Genomic DNA, 15,580 nt, shown 5'->3' on the forward strand with positions numbered 1-15,580 from the left:
TGCCCGCCACCGTCCTGGAGGATCTGTGAGCCTCTCCCCGCTCGACGACTACCCCGTCCACCAGATCTCCGGGGTGATGCGCCACGTCGCCACCTCCGACCGCAACTTCTACGACCGCTACTACTTCAACTGCTTTCCGATCAGCGGCGACATGATGCTGATCATCGGTGTCGGCCAGTACCCCAACCTCGGCGTCACCGACGCCTTCGCGCTGCTGCGCCGCGGTACGGCGCACCAGGTCGTCCGCGCCTCCCGGGAACTGGGCGCCGATCGGATGGACACCAGCGTCGGCCCCTTCCGGGTCGAGGTGATCGAGGGGCTGAAACGGCTGCGGGTCGTCCTGGAGGAGTGCGGGCACGGGCTCGCCTTCGACCTCACCTGGACCGGGTCGATCCCGGCGACGCTCGAACCGCGGCACTACCTGCGCTGGCAGGAACGCGTCGTCTTCGACTCCACCAGGCTGGCGCAGACCGGCCGTTGGGAGGGCGTGATCGAGCACGGCGGCGAGCGCATCGCGGTCACGCCCGACCGCTGGTGGGGGGCGCGCGACCGCTCGTGGGGCATCCGGCCCGTCGGCGAGCCCGAGCCGCCCGGCATCCAGGCCAGGAACTCCGGGACGTTCTACTGGATGTACGCCCCCATGCAGTTCGCGGACCACTCCATCCTCGCCATCGTCCAGGAGGACGAGAAGGGGCGCCGCCTGCTGGAGGAGGCCGTCCGGGTCTGGCCCGACCCGGACCGCGAGCCCGACTTCCTGGGCCGCCCGGACTACCGGCCGGTCTACGCGCCCGGCACCCGGGACGCCGTCTCGGCCACGATCGCGTTCACGCCCTGGGACGCCGAGCCGTTCGAGGTCCAGGTCACCCCGCTGCTGCCCGTCCACATCATGGTCGGCACCGGGTACGGCCTGGAGCCCGACTGGCGGCACGGGATGTACCAGGGCGAGAAACCCGTCGTGCAGGGCGTCGTCCACGACACCGAGCAGGAGGCGGACCGGTTCTGGGGTCTGGTGGACGCCGCCGCGAGGTTCACGTACGGCGAGCACGAGGGCTACGGCCTGTACGAGTACTGGGCCCTCGGCGACCACCCGTCGCTGCGACCTTGAACCTGTGATGCGACCTTGAACCTGCGATCCGGCTCATGCTAGGCATGTGCTCAGCAATGCTGAGCGCGTGCCCGGCGTAGCCGGGCGGGAGGCGGGAGGCGGGAGCGCTGGCGGCGGTCGTGATCACCGTGGCGCTGACGGCCGGCGTATCCGGGCTGGCCACGGCGGACGCCCCGGCGGACTCAGCGGTGGGCCGGGAGGAGTGGCCGCCGCCGGTGGCTGTCGCGGCCTACGGTGAACGACCTCCGGCGGACGCGCCTTTTCGTGCTGCTCGAAAGGGCGCTATTTCGAGTTCCCGGCCGAGGTGTGCTTTTTGTATTTTCGGCAGAGTCGCCGCTGTGTTTTTTGTGGGAACCTACAGTTCATGGGTCACCCGGTGCGATCATCAATACAGATGTCCTCGCCCGGTGAATCCGTCGATTTAGGGCCTTGCCGAACGGCTAGTTCGCGTTTAAGTTACTGGCGGGAAACTTGCCGTTGAGGAGTGGCCATGAAACCTCTGATTCGCAGCGAAATCCCGGTCGCCGCCGGAGCCCGGGGCGCGAGCGGGCGAACCCTGGTCCGGATGCGGCGCGCCGGACAGGCGGCGGGAGCGCTGGCGGCGGTCGTGATCACCGTGGCGCTGACGGCCGGCGTGTCCGGGCCAGCCACGGCGGACGCCCCGGTGGACTCGACGGTGGGCCGGGCCGAGTGCGGGCCGGGGGCGGCACCGGAGACCGGTCTGCAGGGCCAGGTGCCGCTGGCCGACCGAACGAGCGGCCGCAGCCGGCAGGGATACCGGTGCAACCTGGAACTGGTCAGCCAGTACCAGGGACAGGGGCAGGGCACGGTCGGCGCCTCGTACGGCAAGTGCCAGTACCTGGGGACGATCCTGCCGAGCGCGGTAACGGCCAAGAACAAGGGCGTCAACGTCATCGACATGTCCGACCCGCGGCGGCCGAAGCTGACGGATTCGCTGGTCAGCCCCGCGACGCTCGGCGGGACGTGGGAGACGCTCAAGGTGCACGAGGGCCGCGGCCTGCTGGCGGCGGTGTCGGTCGGCCTGCTCAGCGGTGGGTTCTTCGTCTCGGTGTACGACGTCAAGACCGACTGCACCCGTCCCCGGCTACTCAACGGCATCAACGGCACCAACCTGACGATGCCGGCCGTGTTCCCCGGCCACGAGGCGGGCTGGTCACCCGACGGCCGCACCTACTGGACGACCGGAACCGTGGGCGGCACCATCGCCGCGCTCGACATGACCAACCCGGCCAAACCCCAGGTGCTCTACAACGGGACCACCGGCCTGGTCAACCACGGCGTCGGGGTGAGCGCCGACGGCAACCGGCTCTACGTCGCCGAGATCCCGGCCGGCGTCATCACCTTCGACGCCAGCGACATCCAGCAGCGCAAACCGCAGCCGCAGCTACGCCGCATCTCGACGGCGACCTGGCCCGACGGCATGGTCACCCAGCACCTCGTCCCCTTCACCGACCGGGGCCGGCCCTACCTGCTGGCGGTCGACGAGCTGGGTTCGAGCGGGGTGCGGATCCTGGACATCTCCGACGAACGCGCCCCCCGGGTCGTCCGGGAGCTCAAGCTGGAGATCAACCGCCCCGAGCACGTGGCGGTGCGCGGGGCCGACACCGCCAAGAACGGCATCTTCGGCTACGACTCGCACTACTGCACCCTCGACCGGCTCACCGACCCCACCGCACTGGCCTGCGGGTGGGCCCAATCGGGGATCCGCGTGTTCGACGTCCGCGACCTGCAACGCCCCCGCGAGATCGCCTACTTCAACCCGCCCGCCCAGGTCGGGAAGCGCGCCCAACTGGTCAACTCCGCGCACGCCTTCGTCCCGTTCGGCGCGGCGTTCTCCGACATCTTGAAGGACTATCCCGACAAGCCGCCGCTGTACACCGGCGAGACGGACATGACCGCGGACTGGTGCATGTCGCCGCCGCGCTTCGCCGGTGACCGGCTGTGGGTCTCCTGCGACGACAACGGCGCCCTGCTGCTGCGCTTCACCAACGGCGCCTACCCGCTGAGGTGAACCGGACCGGTGGCGCTGGCCGGGTGTTCTCGGCCATCGCGTTCATGGTGATCGGGGCCGTGGCGGCGACGCTCTTCGCCGGCCGCGGCCCCGCCCGGGACGACCCGGCACGGGTTCCGACCGCCGGCCGGGTCGACATCGGGTTCAGCCAGGACATGATCTCCCATCACCAGCAGGCCGTCACGATGTCCCAAGCGGTGCGCGGCCGGGCTGGCCCGGCCGTGGCCCAGCTCGCCCTCGGCATCGAGCTCAACCAGCTCAAGGAGATCGGCCACATGCAGGGCTGGCTGGCGCTGTGGAACGCCCCCCAGGTGCCCTCCGGCCCCCCGATGACCTGGATGACCAACGGCCACTCCCGCCACGGTGCCGGTGCCGGTGCCGGTGCTGCGATGCCCGGACTGGCCTCGCAGCAGGAGATCAACCGCCTGGGCGAGGCCAAGGGCAGGGACCTGGACGTACGGTTCCTCCAGCTGATGATCCGCCACCATGAAGGGGGCCTGGTCATGACCACCGCCGCGGCCCGGAGCGCCACCATCCCACAGGTGCGCAACCTGGCCGTCCTCATGACCACCGAGCAGCACAAGGAGATCGCCACCATGGCCGGCCTGCTCGCTGCCCTCGGCCACCGTCCCCTTCCCTCGCCCACCGGCCGCCGCTGAGTCCGAGCCGACCGAACCGGGCCGGCCAGGCCAACCGAGCCGGGCCAACCGAGCCGGGCCAACCGAGCTGAGCCGACCGAGCTGAGCGAGCCGAGCGAAGCTGGGCCCGGGCTGACCGAGCCGAGCCGAGCCAAGCGAGCGAGCGAGCAGACCGGGCCGACCGGGCCGACCGAGCTGGCCGGGCCGACCGGGCCGACCGGGCCGACCGGGCCGACCGAGCTGGCCGGGCCGACCGGGCCGACCGGGCCGACCGAGCTGGCCGAGCTGGCCGGGCCGACCGAGCCGACCGAGCCGACCGGGCCGGCCGAGCTGACCGAGCTGAGCGAGCCGACCGAGCCGAGCGAAGCTGGGCCCGGGCCGACCGAGCCGGGGCTCGGGCCGCCGACAGCTATCGCGAACTCGCCGAGCTGTCCCGCCCGGATCGGTCCGGGTCTCGTTGCCGCCGCAAGGCCCGGCTGGGGTGGGAACGAGGGCCACGACTTGCAATGAGCACTCCTGGCCGGTCGAGGGGTGGTTGCGATGAGCATTCCCCGGGGTGGCCGAGGACTCGGTCACGCTTGGCCGTCCGCAGCCGGAGCTGTGCGGGTCGGCTGCACGACCCGGCTGCACGACCCGGCCAGCGCGGTCAGTGGCTGGGTCGGTTGTGGTGCGGGCAAGCCGTTCAGGATCTGTAGTCAAGCCGGAGTCGGATGAGCAGGCAGGCAGTGCGCTAAATGAGCAGTAGCTACCTGCGGGCTGAGGGGATCGGGCTCGATCACCAAAGCGGAGGTGAGTTTGTCCCCTGCGTGACTCGGCTGCAGCGCGACCGGCGCAGAACGTTCGGTAGCCGACTGCGTGGGCTCGACCGTACCGGATGGCGGCCCTGTCTCTCCGCTCTGATTACCGTCGGCGCCGTCTTCGGCTCGGTCGGCCCCACCGAACCGATGATCTTCTGCGGCGCGGCTTCTGATCTTCTGCGGCGCGACCTCGTCGACCCGTTCCATCACGATGACCGAGCCCTCGGCCTACCGCAGAGCGGGCCGGAGGTGCGAACTCGGCCGTTGCGGACGCCGCGGATGGGCATCCGCCGGCCATGCCCGATTCACCGGAAAGTGATCATGATCCTTTACGATGGCCCCGCCCAATGTGAGGAGTTTTCATGACCCAGCCGAACCCCTGGCATGTTCAGGCGGGAATGGCCGGCCGCGCGAACGACGGCCCGGTCCGGCCGGGCACGGTGCTCGGGCTGCTCACCATCGCCGGGCTCGGCATCTGGACTACGGTGGCGCTGCTGAGCGTGGTCGTACTCGTGTTGCGCATCCGGATTCTCGGTGAGGCCGGCGCCGACCCCCGGCAGGTGGACCTTTCCGCACTGGAGTCCAACGACTCACTCCTCGTCCTCGTCGCCGGGCTTCAGGGAGTCCTGCTCTTCGCCACGGCCGTGCTGTTCTGCCTGTGGCTGCTGCGTGCCCGCGCCAACGCCGAGGCCATCCTCGACCACGCACAGCGCTGGAGTCGGCCCTGGACGGTGTTCGGGTGGGTGGTGCCCATCGCCAACCTGTGGATCCCCAAGCAGGTCGTGGACGACATCTGGGCGATCAGCGCGGGACGTTCCGACGCCAAGCCCGGATCCCGGCCGGTCATGGCCTGGTGGGCGTGCTGGCTGATCTACCTGATCGGCGACCGCATCGTCGCACTCGGATTCCAGGCCGAAGACGGCGGCCTGGCGGCCGAACGCGACCAGGCCATCGCCTCACTCGCGTTGATGCTCCCGGGCGTGGCGGCCGCCGCCCTGGCCGCCCTGGTCATATGGAAGATCAACGGGATGCAGGAGGCCCAGGCCGCCCGCATCCAGGCCGCCATCGCCTACCCGGACACGCCACCGCCCGCGGCCGAGCACTGACGCTGCTCTCCTTCAACCGCGTGGCTCGCCCAGCTTGACGCGGTGTACCAGCACGCCGAATTCTCCGGGAAAGGCGATCAGGTTGCCGGCGTCGGGGTTCTTGTTGCCGCGGATGCAGATGGCCTCGGTGAGGCAAGCCACCGCGACGCAGTTAGTGCCATGGGTGTTGCTACTTCGGTGATTCACCGAAAGTGGTCGAGGACCTTGAGCAGGCGTCGTTCGACAGGACTGCGCAGGGCGGTGGGTGGCGTGATGGGTTCAGGGGGCTTGGCATAGGCGTGACCCAGCGGGCTGGTCCAGAAGGTGACCCCTCCCGGGGTACGGGTGGTGGTCCAACCGGCGTCTTTGAGGTCATGGCAGTAGGCGCATTTGGCATCAGTGTTGTCCGGGGAGGTGGAGCCGCCATGGGCATGGGGGACGATGTGGTCGATTTCGGATCGGCGGGCGGAAGTGCGGCAGCCGGGTCCGCGACAGGTACGGTCGCGAGCGATCACATAGGCACGCTCGCGGGGGGTGAGGGCCCGGCGAGGATCACGCTCAGGGCGTGGCACGTGCCCGCTGGGACCAGTAGGCGAGATGGGGCGAACTTCCGATAGGTCGGTACGACCGGGCCAAGGGCCGTCGCCAGAGGCTGGGCTGGGAGTAGTGCCGCACATGGGGTCAAGAGCAGCGCCGGAAGTGGTGTCGGAAACGGCGCCGGGTGCTGGGCCGGGCGTGGGGTCGGGAGTAGTACCGCACATGGAGTCGGGAGCAGCGCCGGGCGCTGGGCCGGGTGTGGAGCTGGGTGCGGGGTCGAGTGCAGGGTTGGGCGTGGGGTCGGGAGCAGCGCCGGGGGCGGGGCCGGGAGCAGTGCCGCACATGGGGTCAGGAGCAGCGCCGGGCGCTGGGCCGGGTGTGGAGCTGGGTGCGGGGTCGAGTGCAGGGTTGGGCGTGGGGTCGGGAGCGGTGCCGCACATGGGGTCAGGAGCAGCGTTGTGAGTGGGGCGTGGGGTGGCGCCGGAGGCGGTGCCGGGAGCGGCACCGTGTGTGTAGTCGGGAGCAGTGCCCGGGGCGAAGTTGGGTGCAGCACCCTGAGCGGAACCAAGGGCGGGAGCCGAGGCGGGACCGGCGGTGGTGCGGGGCTGGGGGCGGCGGGTGGTGCCGTGGTGCAGGAGGCGTCCGGTGAGGGGGTCGGTGATGGAGTAGGTCCATGCGGTGTCCCGGGCGGCCGGTTGGGCGGCGGTGTGGGCGATCTGGCGGGTGATGTCGGCGATCACCGGCCCCCAGCCGGCCAGTTCGCCCGCACGGTCGGCCAGCCCGATGAGAGTGGGCAGGTCGGCGGTCAGTTCGATGACCCCGCGCCGGTGGACGGGGCCGGGGCCGTCCCACGATCCGTTCAGCAGGCCGAGGTAGACGTCGGTGCGGATCTGGTCCATCACTCGGGCGTCTCCGGCTCGCTTGGCTGCGCGGGCGATCGCGTCCACGCGTTCGAAGGCGGCCGCGGCCGCCCCGGGTGGGAGCTGGTGGCCGGCCAGGTGGGCGGTGCCGTCCGGGTTGGCGGTGTGCACCACCCGCCGTTCGGTCACGCTCTGCTCGTACGTCTTCCTGGCAGCATCGGGGTCGATGTCCAGGGCCAGCCGGCGTATCCGGTAGGCCAGCTGCCCGGTGGTCAGCTCCGCGGCCTCCGGCAGTATCCGGGTGGCCACCTGCCGTGCCGCCTGCTCGTCTAGCGCCCGGGTCTCCCGCACGATCACCTTCGCCCGCGGTAGGTCGATCGACCCCTTCCGCAACGCCCGCCACACCGCCGGCAGGCGTTCGACGAGCAGCCAGGCGTCCTCCAGTGCCGCGCCTGCAGCGCGTTTGGTCCAGGACAGGGCCGCGCCGATCTCGGCGGCGGCGAACTTGGGCAGATCGCTGTCCCACACTCCGGGCAGGTGCGCGGTCTCGGCCCGCACCCGATCGGCGACCTCCACCATGACCGCGTACAACTCGGCCTGCTCATGCGCGACCTGCCGAGCCCGGGCCCGCAACACCACCACAACGTCATAGCCCGACAACCGGGACAGATCGACTGAAGCCAATGCAGCCGCCAGCTCAGGCCCTGGCGCCAGGACTTCCAGTTCCTCAGGCGGACGGACGCCACCCGCGGGGATCGTCTCCGACAGCACCGCGCCCTCACCCCTCCCGGGACCACCACTCGAACATATGTTCCAAGAGTAGCAGGTTGGTCACACAACGCAACCGGGGTGGTAAAGCAGCCGCGTCAGTGGCTTCGCCCACCGGTCGCCACGCCGTGATCTGATCGGGCTGGCCCGCCGCCACGGGCGACTCTTCTCGTAGCGGCCGGCCACTACAGGTGCCGGCGTTGCGCGGATAGAGAAGCGGGCCGCGCCGAGGACGGGGCCCGCTTGCGGTCGGTTCTGTGTCAGCCGTGCAGTTCGCCTTGCTTGATGCGGTGCACCAGTGCGGTGAAGTCTTCGGGGGAGATGGTCAGGTTGCCGGTCTCGGGGTTCTTGCTGTCGCGGATGCCGATGGCAGGGGAGATGCAGGCCACCTCGACGCACTCACCGCCGTTGGGGGAACTGTGGGAGGACTTCCGCCACCGTGAGGTCATGCTGTCCATTGATCGGCTGCTTCCGTGATGAGCTTCAGGGGTGCCGCATGGCAGCGCTTCGGCGCTCGGGGATTCCCTCATGCGCCTGGTGGCCGCCACGTCGTCCGTGCTTTCGCTCACTTGTCCGGTGAGCGCATTGCCGAGGTGCGCGAGGCCGTCGCTGTTCGGTAAGGCGACGGCGAACAATTCGGCGAGATCAATGCCGTCCGGATCAAGCGGACCCCGCCAAGGGCGGGGCCCGCTTGCGGCCGGGGTTGTGTCAGCCGTGCAGTTCGCCTCGCTTGATGCGGTGCACCAGTGCGCTGAAGTTTTCGGGGGAGATGGTCAGGTTGCCGGCGTCGGGGTTCTTGCTGTCGCGGATGCCGATGGCCGCGGAGAGGCAGGCCACCTCGACGCAGTCACCGCCGTTGATGTTGCTTCTGGAGCTTTTACGCCACTTCAGGGTGTCCATTGGTCTGCTACTTCCTTTATCAGCCGGAGCGACGCGGGGCGTGGTAGCGCCTCGGCTCGCAGTGACTCCCAGCGGTGCTTGATGATCGCCACTTCCTCCGGGTTCTCCACGACGTGGCCGCTGAGCGTGGTGTCGAGATAGGCGACCTCATCGCCGTCGAGCGTCGCTAGGTTGAATGGTCCGCCGATTCCAGCGTATGCGCCTACCTCGGCCCGGACCACCTGCACCACGATGTGGGGTCGTTCGCACAGCTTGACGAGGTGCATGAGTTGTTCACGCATGACGCTGCTGCCGCCTATCACCCGGCGGATGGCACCTTCGTCCAGGATGGCCACGAACATTGGTGGGCGGTCACTTGTTAAGGGAGCCTGGCGCTCCAGGCGTGCCGCGACTTTGGCCTCGATCTCCTCCGGAGTGGCCGTCGGCAGCCCGGTCTGGAGCACGACCCGGGCGTAGTCGGGAGTTTGCAGCAGGCCGGGGACGACTTCGAGCTGGAAAGTGTTGATCACGGTGGCCTGCTCCTCGACACCGCGCCAGCGGTCGAGGTAGTCGGGTATCGACTCCCGGCTGACCAGTTCCTTGTAGAACCGCATGAGCGCGCCGCCCGTCTGCAGCGCCTCGTCGCAGCGTTCGATGAATTCGGGTCTGGGAGTGCGCTGGCAGGTCTCGACCATGGCCACCAGGGACGGCGAGAAGGTGATGGCCGTGGCCAGCTTCTCCTGCGTCATTCCGCGGAACTCCCGCCAGGCGATGAGCTCCTTGGCGAAGTATTCCAACCACGTTCGGCGGATCGTGCTCACGTGACCTCACACCTTTCTCACGAAACCGTGAACATTACTCACGGTCATGGGTGGTTGACGGAATGTATGGCGAGCGTACTTCGGCGGGGATAGACAGGGAGCGGATTCCACTGAAGTGGGCGGAGCGAGCGGCCATTCTCCGCCGGATCGAAGCGCCCAAGTCGACCATTCACAGCTGAGGAAGATTCATATGCCCGAGACAGCCCCCTGGCCGGCCAGCGAGCAGCCTCCGGAACGCCGGCCGTTCCCCACCGGGATCGTCAAGGCGATCTACGATCGCCGCTTTTCCGCGCGTGCCGACGGCGCGCGGCTCGAACTCCTGTCGCCGGAGCGCCCTGCCGGCTCCCGGTTCGAGGAGCGGGAGGTGCCCGTCAGCGACCGGGCCCCGGCCCAGGTGCGCCGATGGGCCACCGACGCCCTCACCCGCTGGGGGGACACGGGCGCGGCCGAGGACGCGGCGATCGTCTTCACCGAACTGGTCACCAACGCTTGTCAGGCGTCCGCGACCCGGGTGATCGCGCTGATCGACCCGGACGCGGGCCCGGACGTCATCGAGGTCTGCGTCTGGGACGACGCCCCCGGCCTGCCGCGCAGGTGCGAACCCGACTTCCGCGCGGAGCGGGGACGTGGGCTGTTCATGGTCGACGCCCTCGCCGTCCGGTGGGGGCACCACCCCTTCTCGCCCGCCCCCGGACGTCCCGGCAAGGTGGTCTGGGCCGACATAGCGAGGAACGGCGATGGATCCTGACCGGATCGCCGCCGCACTGGAGCGGGCGCACCCCGGCTGGGCGATCGTCCCCGGCCACTACACCGGCCGGTTCACCGCGATTCCGGGGCCGTCCTACCCCTACCGCGACAGCGGCATGATCATCGCCGGCGACCCCGCCGAACTTGAACGCCGCATGGCGCTGATCGAAGCGCACGGACAGGGCGATGTCCGTTAATTCGGTTGGCGCCATTCGGCGAGAGTGGTGAGGTGTCGGCGTGAGTGACTGGGAGCGGCGGGAGAGGGCGCGGCGCGCCGAGGTGATGGCTCTGCCCACGTTGAAGGTCCGTCATCACGCGGTCGTGGCCGGCGAGCGCGGCGAGGCGCGGGCGTCGGTCTCCGTCGGTCCCGAAGGCGAGGTTCTGGCGTTGTGGACGGCGGCAGAGGACCTGCCGGCCCAGAGGTCGTCCCCCACGCGATCGGCGGGGGCCGCCTTCCCCGACTCCCGCGCGCCCCGCCCGGTGGCGGCCCGGGTGACAACCCATACATCGGTGCGGGCGGTCACCATGGTCAGGCTCGCCGAGCTGCCGCTGGCTCACGTCAAGGTGCAGCCGCTGCCGCAGGGCCGGGTTCTGGCGGTGGCCGCCAGGGCCAGGTGGCGTCCAGAGGGCGCCGACCGCAATGCGATCGTCTACGACCCCGAGGGGAACGTGCTTGCCGAGGAGACGTTGGGTGACGGCATCGGGCACGTTTTCGCCACCCGCACCGGTCACATCTGGGTGGGCTACTTCGACGAAGGGGTCTTCGGCAACTACGGCTGGGGCGGCCCCGGTCCGGCACCGCTGGGTGCTTGCGGCCTGGCACGGTTCTCCCCGGATCTGCGACCGGACTGGCGGTTCCCCGGCGGGGACCCGTGGGGATGGATCGCCGACTGCTATGCGCTCAACGTCGCCGGGGAGGCCGCCTGGACCTGCTACTACACCGGCTTCCCCGTTGTCCGCAGCCACGATGGCGTCCTCACCGGCTGGCGTAACGACATAAGCGGTATCCAGGCCCTCGCGGTCGGCGACTCCGCGCGCATCGCCCTGTACGGCGGCTACGGGGCGAACCGCGACAGGCTGGCCGCCGGTGACCTCGGTGACGGGCGTCTCCACACCACCGCCGAGTACCGGATCGTCCTGCCGGACGGACAACCCCTGCCTGCCAGGACCCAGGTCATCGGCCGGGGCCCCGATCTCCATTTCATCGCCGACCACGACTGGTACCGGCTCGCCCTCGAAGACGTTCCGGTGCGACCTGACAAGTAGCGGGACCGACACTGCCGAAAGGACGCGACGGACGTTGTCCTCGCAGGTCGGGAACAGTGAGAGCCCCGGCCGGGTTCGAACCGGCGACCTGCCGCTGACAAATTCACCTCTGTCCGAGCGGTGAACACGATCTTGAACGCTCGTCCGATCGAGGTTCCCGCAGGTCAGAGGGGGTTTGAGCCCCCGGCCGGGTTCGAACCGGCGACCTGCCGCTTACAAGGCGGCTGCTCTGGCCAGCTGAGCTACAGGGGCGCGGGATCAAGCTTACCGGGGGCGGGGCGGGCGGCGCCGCCGGTTATCCGGGTGAGGCAGGTCTGTCCTCCGCAAGTGCGAATCCGCGGACGGGACCGGCCCGGGAACGCTTAAGCTGGCGTCCGAAACCAGGTGATGTGTAGAGGAATCACCGTCGCCCCAAGGTGTTCCCCGCGTATCCCGAGGGTGCGGAACCGGTCGCAGGCACCGGTGTGGCGGCAGGGTCCCCGTGGCACAATGAGGGCCGCGCACGAGGGGTCCGGAGAACCTGGTCGACCACGGCCCGGGGGCCGAGGAGGAGGTTCGGTGCCGTGTCCGACGCCGGCCGACGCCACCTCGCATTGCGTGTTCTCGGTGCGACGCTGCTCGTCTCGACGATGACGCCCGCGCTGGCGCCGTCCGCGTCGGCCGCCGCGACCGATCAGATCCGGGCCCGGCAGTGGTATCTGAAGTCGATCCGGGTCTCGTCCGCCTGGCGGTACGCCAAGGGGGCGGGGATGACCGTCGCCGTGCTCGACACGGGGGTAGAGAGCCGGCATCCCGACCTGGTGGGCCGGGTCGTCAGCGGCCCCGACTACACCGGCGGCGACCGCCGCCCCGGCACCCGCTTCTGGGGGCGGCACGGCACCGCGATGGCGAGCATCATCGCGGGGCACGGCCACGGGCCGGGCCTGGCGGCCGGCGTGATGGGCGTGGCGCCGCTGGCGAAGGTGCTCTCCGTCCGGGTGACCTGGGAGAACGACGACCCCGTCCGGTTGAACGGGGCGCAGGTCGCCGGCAACCGGGACGCGGTGGCCAGGGGAATCCGGTACGCGGTCGACCAGGGCGCGGACGTCATCAACATGTCGCTGGGCGGCGGCAAGGCCTACTACGACGGGAACCCCGAGGAGGAGGACGCCGTCCGGTACGCTCTCGGCAAGGGTGCGGTGCTGGTCGCCTCCGCGGGCAACGACGGGGCCGGCGCCAACCGGCGGAACTTCCCGGCCGCCTATCCGGGCGTGATCGCCGTGGGCGCCCTCGACCGCAGGCTGCGCTCCTGGCCGGACACCAGCCGGCACGACTACGTCGCGGTCTGCGCCCCGGGCGTCGAGATCGTCAGTGCCGACGCGGGCAACGGCTATGTGATCGGCACCGGGACCAGCCCGTCCTCGGCGATTGTCACCGGGGTCGTCGCGCTGATCCGTTCCCGCTACCCGAAGCTCACCCCGGAACAGGTGCGGGAGGCGCTTTCCCAGGGCGTGATCCGCCGGGCCGCGACCGGCCCGGGGTGCGCCGGCTCGCTCGACGCGCTGCGGTCGATGTTCGCCGCCGCCGCGATCAGCAAGCGGCCCCGTTCGACGCCACAGCCCACTCCCGACGCCGCGGTCCCGGAGCCCGCGGTCGCGGGGAAGGAGGAGCCCTCGTTGCTGGTCAACGGAATTCTCGCCGTGGGCGGCGTGCTGGTGTTGATAGCGCTGATTCTCGGCTGGCGGCAGCGCCGCCGCAGGATCCGGGAGGCAGCGTACGAGCCGCCGCCGCCACCGCCGCGGGACGCCCGGCTGCCCAGGCCCATGCCAGGTGCCGGCGAGACCGACCAGGTGGTCTGGCCGCCGACCGCTCCGGCGGCCGGGCTGTACCGCGCGTCCTCCGCCGGGCCCGCGTCCCGTGGGCCGCGCGACGCCGAGAGCGCCGCGGCGCACGGTCGCTACTGGAACGGCAGCATGGACTACACCGGCGCCGAACCCGCCAACGGCCACCGGGAGTTCGGCGTGCCGCTGGAGGACTGGCCGGCCGACGCGGGGGCCGGGCTCAACGGCCACGGCGCGGCCGGCCCGTGGCGGCCGGATGCGTGGACCGGCGAGCAGGGGCTCGGCCACGACCCGCTGGGGCTCGGCCTGGAGGAGCCCTTCGACGCGGGGGCACCGAGGGCCCCCGGCCCGCTGCCGGACGATGACCAGGGCCCGAGCCTGACCGAGGCGTTCCCGGCGGTCCCCCTGCCGCCCGAGCCGCAGCCGGACGCGGTCTGGCCGCTGCTCGACCCGGAGGGGAGCGGGCCCGGGCAAAGCGAGGAGCCCGCGACGGAGACGTTCAGGGCCATCCCGCCGGCCGGCCCCGGCGGGCGGGCGGACGAGGGAGTGACCGAGGCGTTCCCCGCGGTGCCGCCCGCCCGGCGGCACGTGGACGAGGGGGCGACCGAGACGTTCCGGGCGGTGCCGCCGCGGGAGGAGACCCCTCCCGTGGCCGACTCGTGGCGCCCGTTCGGCCGGGAGTTCACGAACGACCCTCCGCCGGCCGACCCCGTTCCGCCGGCTCCGGCCAGGGACCCGTACAGCTGGGACCACGGCACCGGACAGGACTACGACACGTCGTTCACCTCCCCGCCGGAACCGGAGGACGCACCGGGTCCCTTCGGCCGGGGCTTCGCGGAGCCACCGGAGGAGGCCGCGCCGGGCCCGTACGGTCAGGGGTTCGCGGAAGGTGCCGCGTCATCCGCCCCGGGGACGTCCTACGAGCCGGGGTATGAGCCGGGGTACGACGACAGGTTCCGGCAGGGCACGTTCGATCGGGGTTACGAGTACGGGGCGGTTCCGGAGCAGGACGGGGCGGCGTTCCCGCCCGCTCCTGGGCCGGTGCGTCCGGGTGGTGGGGGTTTCGAGTACGAGCCGTCTCCCGGCTCGGAGTTGGGTGGAGAGGCGTACCCGCCGGCTTCGGGGCCGGTGCGCCCGGCCGGGCAGGGATACGAGTACGAGCCGTCTCCCGCTCCGGAGCCGGGTGGAGAGGTGTTCCCGCCGGGCCCGGAGGCCGGGCGGGGTTACGAGTACGGGTCGTCTTCTGTTCCCGAGTTGGGTGGGGAGCCGTACCCGCCGGCTTCTGAGCCGCCGAGTCCGGCCGGGCAGGGGTTCGAATACGAGTCGCCTTCCATCCACGAACTGGGCGAGGAAGGGCTCCCGCCCGCTCCCGGGCCGGCGCGTCCCGGTGGCGGGGGTTTCGAGTACGAGCCGTCTCCCGGCCCGGAGTTGGATGGGGAGCCGCATCTGCCGGCTTCGGAGCCGGTACGTCCGGTCGGTCAGGGTTTTGAGTACGAGTCGCCGCCTGTTTCGGAGCTGGGTGGGGAGCCGTTCCCGTCGGTTCCTGAGCCGGCGCGTCCGGGTGATCGGGGTTTCGAGTACGAGTCGTCTTCCGCCTCGGAGTTGGGTGGGGAGCCGTACCCGCTGGCTTCGGAGCCGGCTCGCCCGGGCGGCGGAGGTTTCGAGTACGAGTCGCCTCCCGCTCCGGAGTCGGGCAGGGAGCCGTTCCCGTCGGTTCCTGAGCCGGCGCGTCCGGGTGATCGGGGTTTCGAGTACGAGTCGTCTTCCGCCTCGGAGTTGGGTGGGGAGCCGTACCTGCCGGCTTCGGAGCCGGTGCGTCCGGTCGGGCAGGGGTTCGAGTACGAGCCGCCGGCTCCCGGCCCGGAAGAGACCGCTCCGCCGGCGAATCCGTACAGCCAGGGGTTCGAGGGGACGGTGTTCCCGCCGCCCTCGGTGGCGCCGCCGTCGTTCGAGCCGAGGCCGTCCGCAGGGCGCCGGCACCGTCCCGAGCCGGCACCGTCCGAGGAGCCGGCGCGCCCGTACGGCCAGGGTTTCGGGGCGGCGCTGTCGGGTTCTGCGCCGGAACCCGGGGAGGAGCCGGCCGACCCGTTCGCCGGCGGGTTCCCGGTGGCGCCCACGTTCGGTTCACCGGCGCCCGCGGAAGGCGAGCCGGAAGAGCAGGTCGGGGAGTCGCGCAGCGGGCGCTGGGGCGAGGACGACGACTTCCGCTCGTCGTGGAGTTGACG

14 protein-coding genes and 1 tRNA gene are annotated in these 15,580 nt (G+C 70.9%); 9 read left to right on the forward strand and 6 right to left on the reverse strand.

The features are described from left to right. The first annotated feature begins 25 nt into the window (after nt 1-25). The 5 genes from DPM19_RS30800 to DPM19_RS30815 all read left to right on the forward strand — a co-directional run bounded on the left by DPM19_RS30800 (nt 26) and on the right by DPM19_RS30815 (nt 5,678). Nucleotides 26-1,105: a hypothetical protein gene (locus tag DPM19_RS30800; RefSeq protein WP_199485370.1), complete on the forward strand. Its 1,080-nt coding sequence runs from the start codon at nt 26-28 to the stop codon at nt 1,103-1,105. Between the two features lie 490 nt (nt 1,106-1,595). Continuing rightward, nucleotides 1,596-3,137 carry an LVIVD repeat-containing protein gene (locus DPM19_RS30805; protein WP_111871602.1) on the forward strand — a complete coding sequence of 514 codons (1,542 nt, stop codon included), beginning with the start codon at nt 1,596-1,598 and terminating at the stop codon, nt 3,135-3,137. 23 nt (nt 3,138-3,160) lie between these two features. Then, a complete protein-coding gene (locus tag DPM19_RS30810; protein ID WP_111871603.1) occupies nt 3,161-3,796 on the forward strand; it encodes a DUF305 domain-containing protein in 636 nt (211 codons plus the stop codon). 713 nt (nt 3,797-4,509) lie between these two features. Then, nucleotides 4,510-4,938, forward strand: a complete 429-nt coding sequence (locus DPM19_RS36570; RefSeq protein ID WP_146779061.1) for a hypothetical protein — start codon at nt 4,510-4,512, stop codon at nt 4,936-4,938. After that, entirely contained in the window at nt 4,935-5,678 is a 744-nt protein-coding gene (locus DPM19_RS30815) for a DUF4328 domain-containing protein (protein ID WP_111871604.1), read from the forward strand. The genes DPM19_RS36570 and DPM19_RS30815 overlap by 4 nt, the downstream gene beginning before the upstream one ends. 12 nt (nt 5,679-5,690) lie before the next feature. Here DPM19_RS30815 and DPM19_RS30820 read toward each other — a convergent pair whose 3' ends face one another. The 5 genes from DPM19_RS30820 to DPM19_RS30840 all read right to left on the reverse strand — a co-directional run bounded on the left by DPM19_RS30820 (nt 5,691) and on the right by DPM19_RS30840 (nt 9,522). After that, on the reverse strand, nt 5,691-5,864 hold the full coding sequence (locus DPM19_RS30820) for a DUF397 domain-containing protein (RefSeq protein WP_111871605.1): 174 nt from the start codon (nt 5,862-5,864) through the stop codon (nt 5,691-5,693). After that, nucleotides 5,861-7,738 (reverse strand): HNH endonuclease signature motif containing protein, encoded by a 1,878-nt coding sequence (locus tag DPM19_RS36860; RefSeq protein ID WP_146779062.1) that lies wholly within the window; start codon nt 7,736-7,738, stop codon nt 5,861-5,863. Before DPM19_RS36860 ends, DPM19_RS30820 begins: the two co-directional genes overlap by 4 nt. Before the next feature lie 344 nt (nt 7,739-8,082). After that, nucleotides 8,083-8,271 carry a DUF397 domain-containing protein gene (locus tag DPM19_RS30830; protein ID WP_325050308.1) on the reverse strand — a complete coding sequence of 63 codons (189 nt, stop codon included), beginning with the start codon at nt 8,269-8,271 and terminating at the stop codon, nt 8,083-8,085. A 259-nt stretch (nt 8,272-8,530) separates the two neighbouring features. Beyond that, entirely contained in the window at nt 8,531-8,722 is a 192-nt protein-coding gene (locus DPM19_RS30835; RefSeq protein WP_111871608.1) for a DUF397 domain-containing protein, read from the reverse strand. Continuing rightward, the gene (locus DPM19_RS30840) at nt 8,710-9,522 is read right to left on the reverse strand and encodes a helix-turn-helix domain-containing protein (protein WP_111871609.1); all 813 of its coding nucleotides are present in this window, start codon (nt 9,520-9,522) and stop codon (nt 8,710-8,712) included. Before DPM19_RS30840 ends, DPM19_RS30835 begins: the two co-directional genes overlap by 13 nt. Before the next feature lie 190 nt (nt 9,523-9,712). On the opposite strand from DPM19_RS30840, the gene DPM19_RS30845 reads away from it, so the two are divergent. The 3 genes from DPM19_RS30845 to DPM19_RS30855 are packed head-to-tail and all read left to right on the forward strand — an operon-like array spanning nt 9,713 to nt 11,535. Then, nucleotides 9,713-10,270, forward strand: coding sequence for an ATP-binding protein (locus tag DPM19_RS30845; protein ID WP_111871610.1), 558 nt, complete (start codon nt 9,713-9,715; stop codon nt 10,268-10,270). Beyond that, entirely contained in the window at nt 10,260-10,466 is a 207-nt protein-coding gene (locus tag DPM19_RS30850; RefSeq protein ID WP_111871611.1) for a hypothetical protein, read from the forward strand. The genes DPM19_RS30845 and DPM19_RS30850 overlap by 11 nt, the downstream gene beginning before the upstream one ends. 40 nt (nt 10,467-10,506) lie before the next feature. Next, nucleotides 10,507-11,535 (forward strand): hypothetical protein, encoded by a 1,029-nt coding sequence (locus DPM19_RS30855; protein ID WP_111871612.1) that lies wholly within the window; start codon nt 10,507-10,509, stop codon nt 11,533-11,535. Nucleotides 11,536-11,713: 178 nt separating this feature from the next. On the opposite strand, the gene DPM19_RS30860 is transcribed toward DPM19_RS30855, so the two are convergent. After that, a tRNA-Thr gene (locus DPM19_RS30860) sits at nt 11,714-11,787 on the reverse strand. A gap of 311 nt (nt 11,788-12,098) precedes the next feature. Between DPM19_RS30860 and DPM19_RS30865 the strand changes: the two genes are divergently transcribed. Continuing rightward, entirely contained in the window at nt 12,099-15,578 is a 3,480-nt protein-coding gene (locus DPM19_RS30865) for a S8 family serine peptidase (RefSeq protein WP_111871613.1), read from the forward strand. Nucleotides 15,579-15,580 lie beyond the last annotated feature (2 nt).

It is taken from the genome of Actinomadura craniellae (genome assembly GCF_003289645.1).
In the GTDB taxonomy this organism is placed as follows: domain Bacteria; phylum Actinomycetota; class Actinomycetes; order Streptosporangiales; family Streptosporangiaceae; genus Actinomadura_D; species Actinomadura_D craniellae.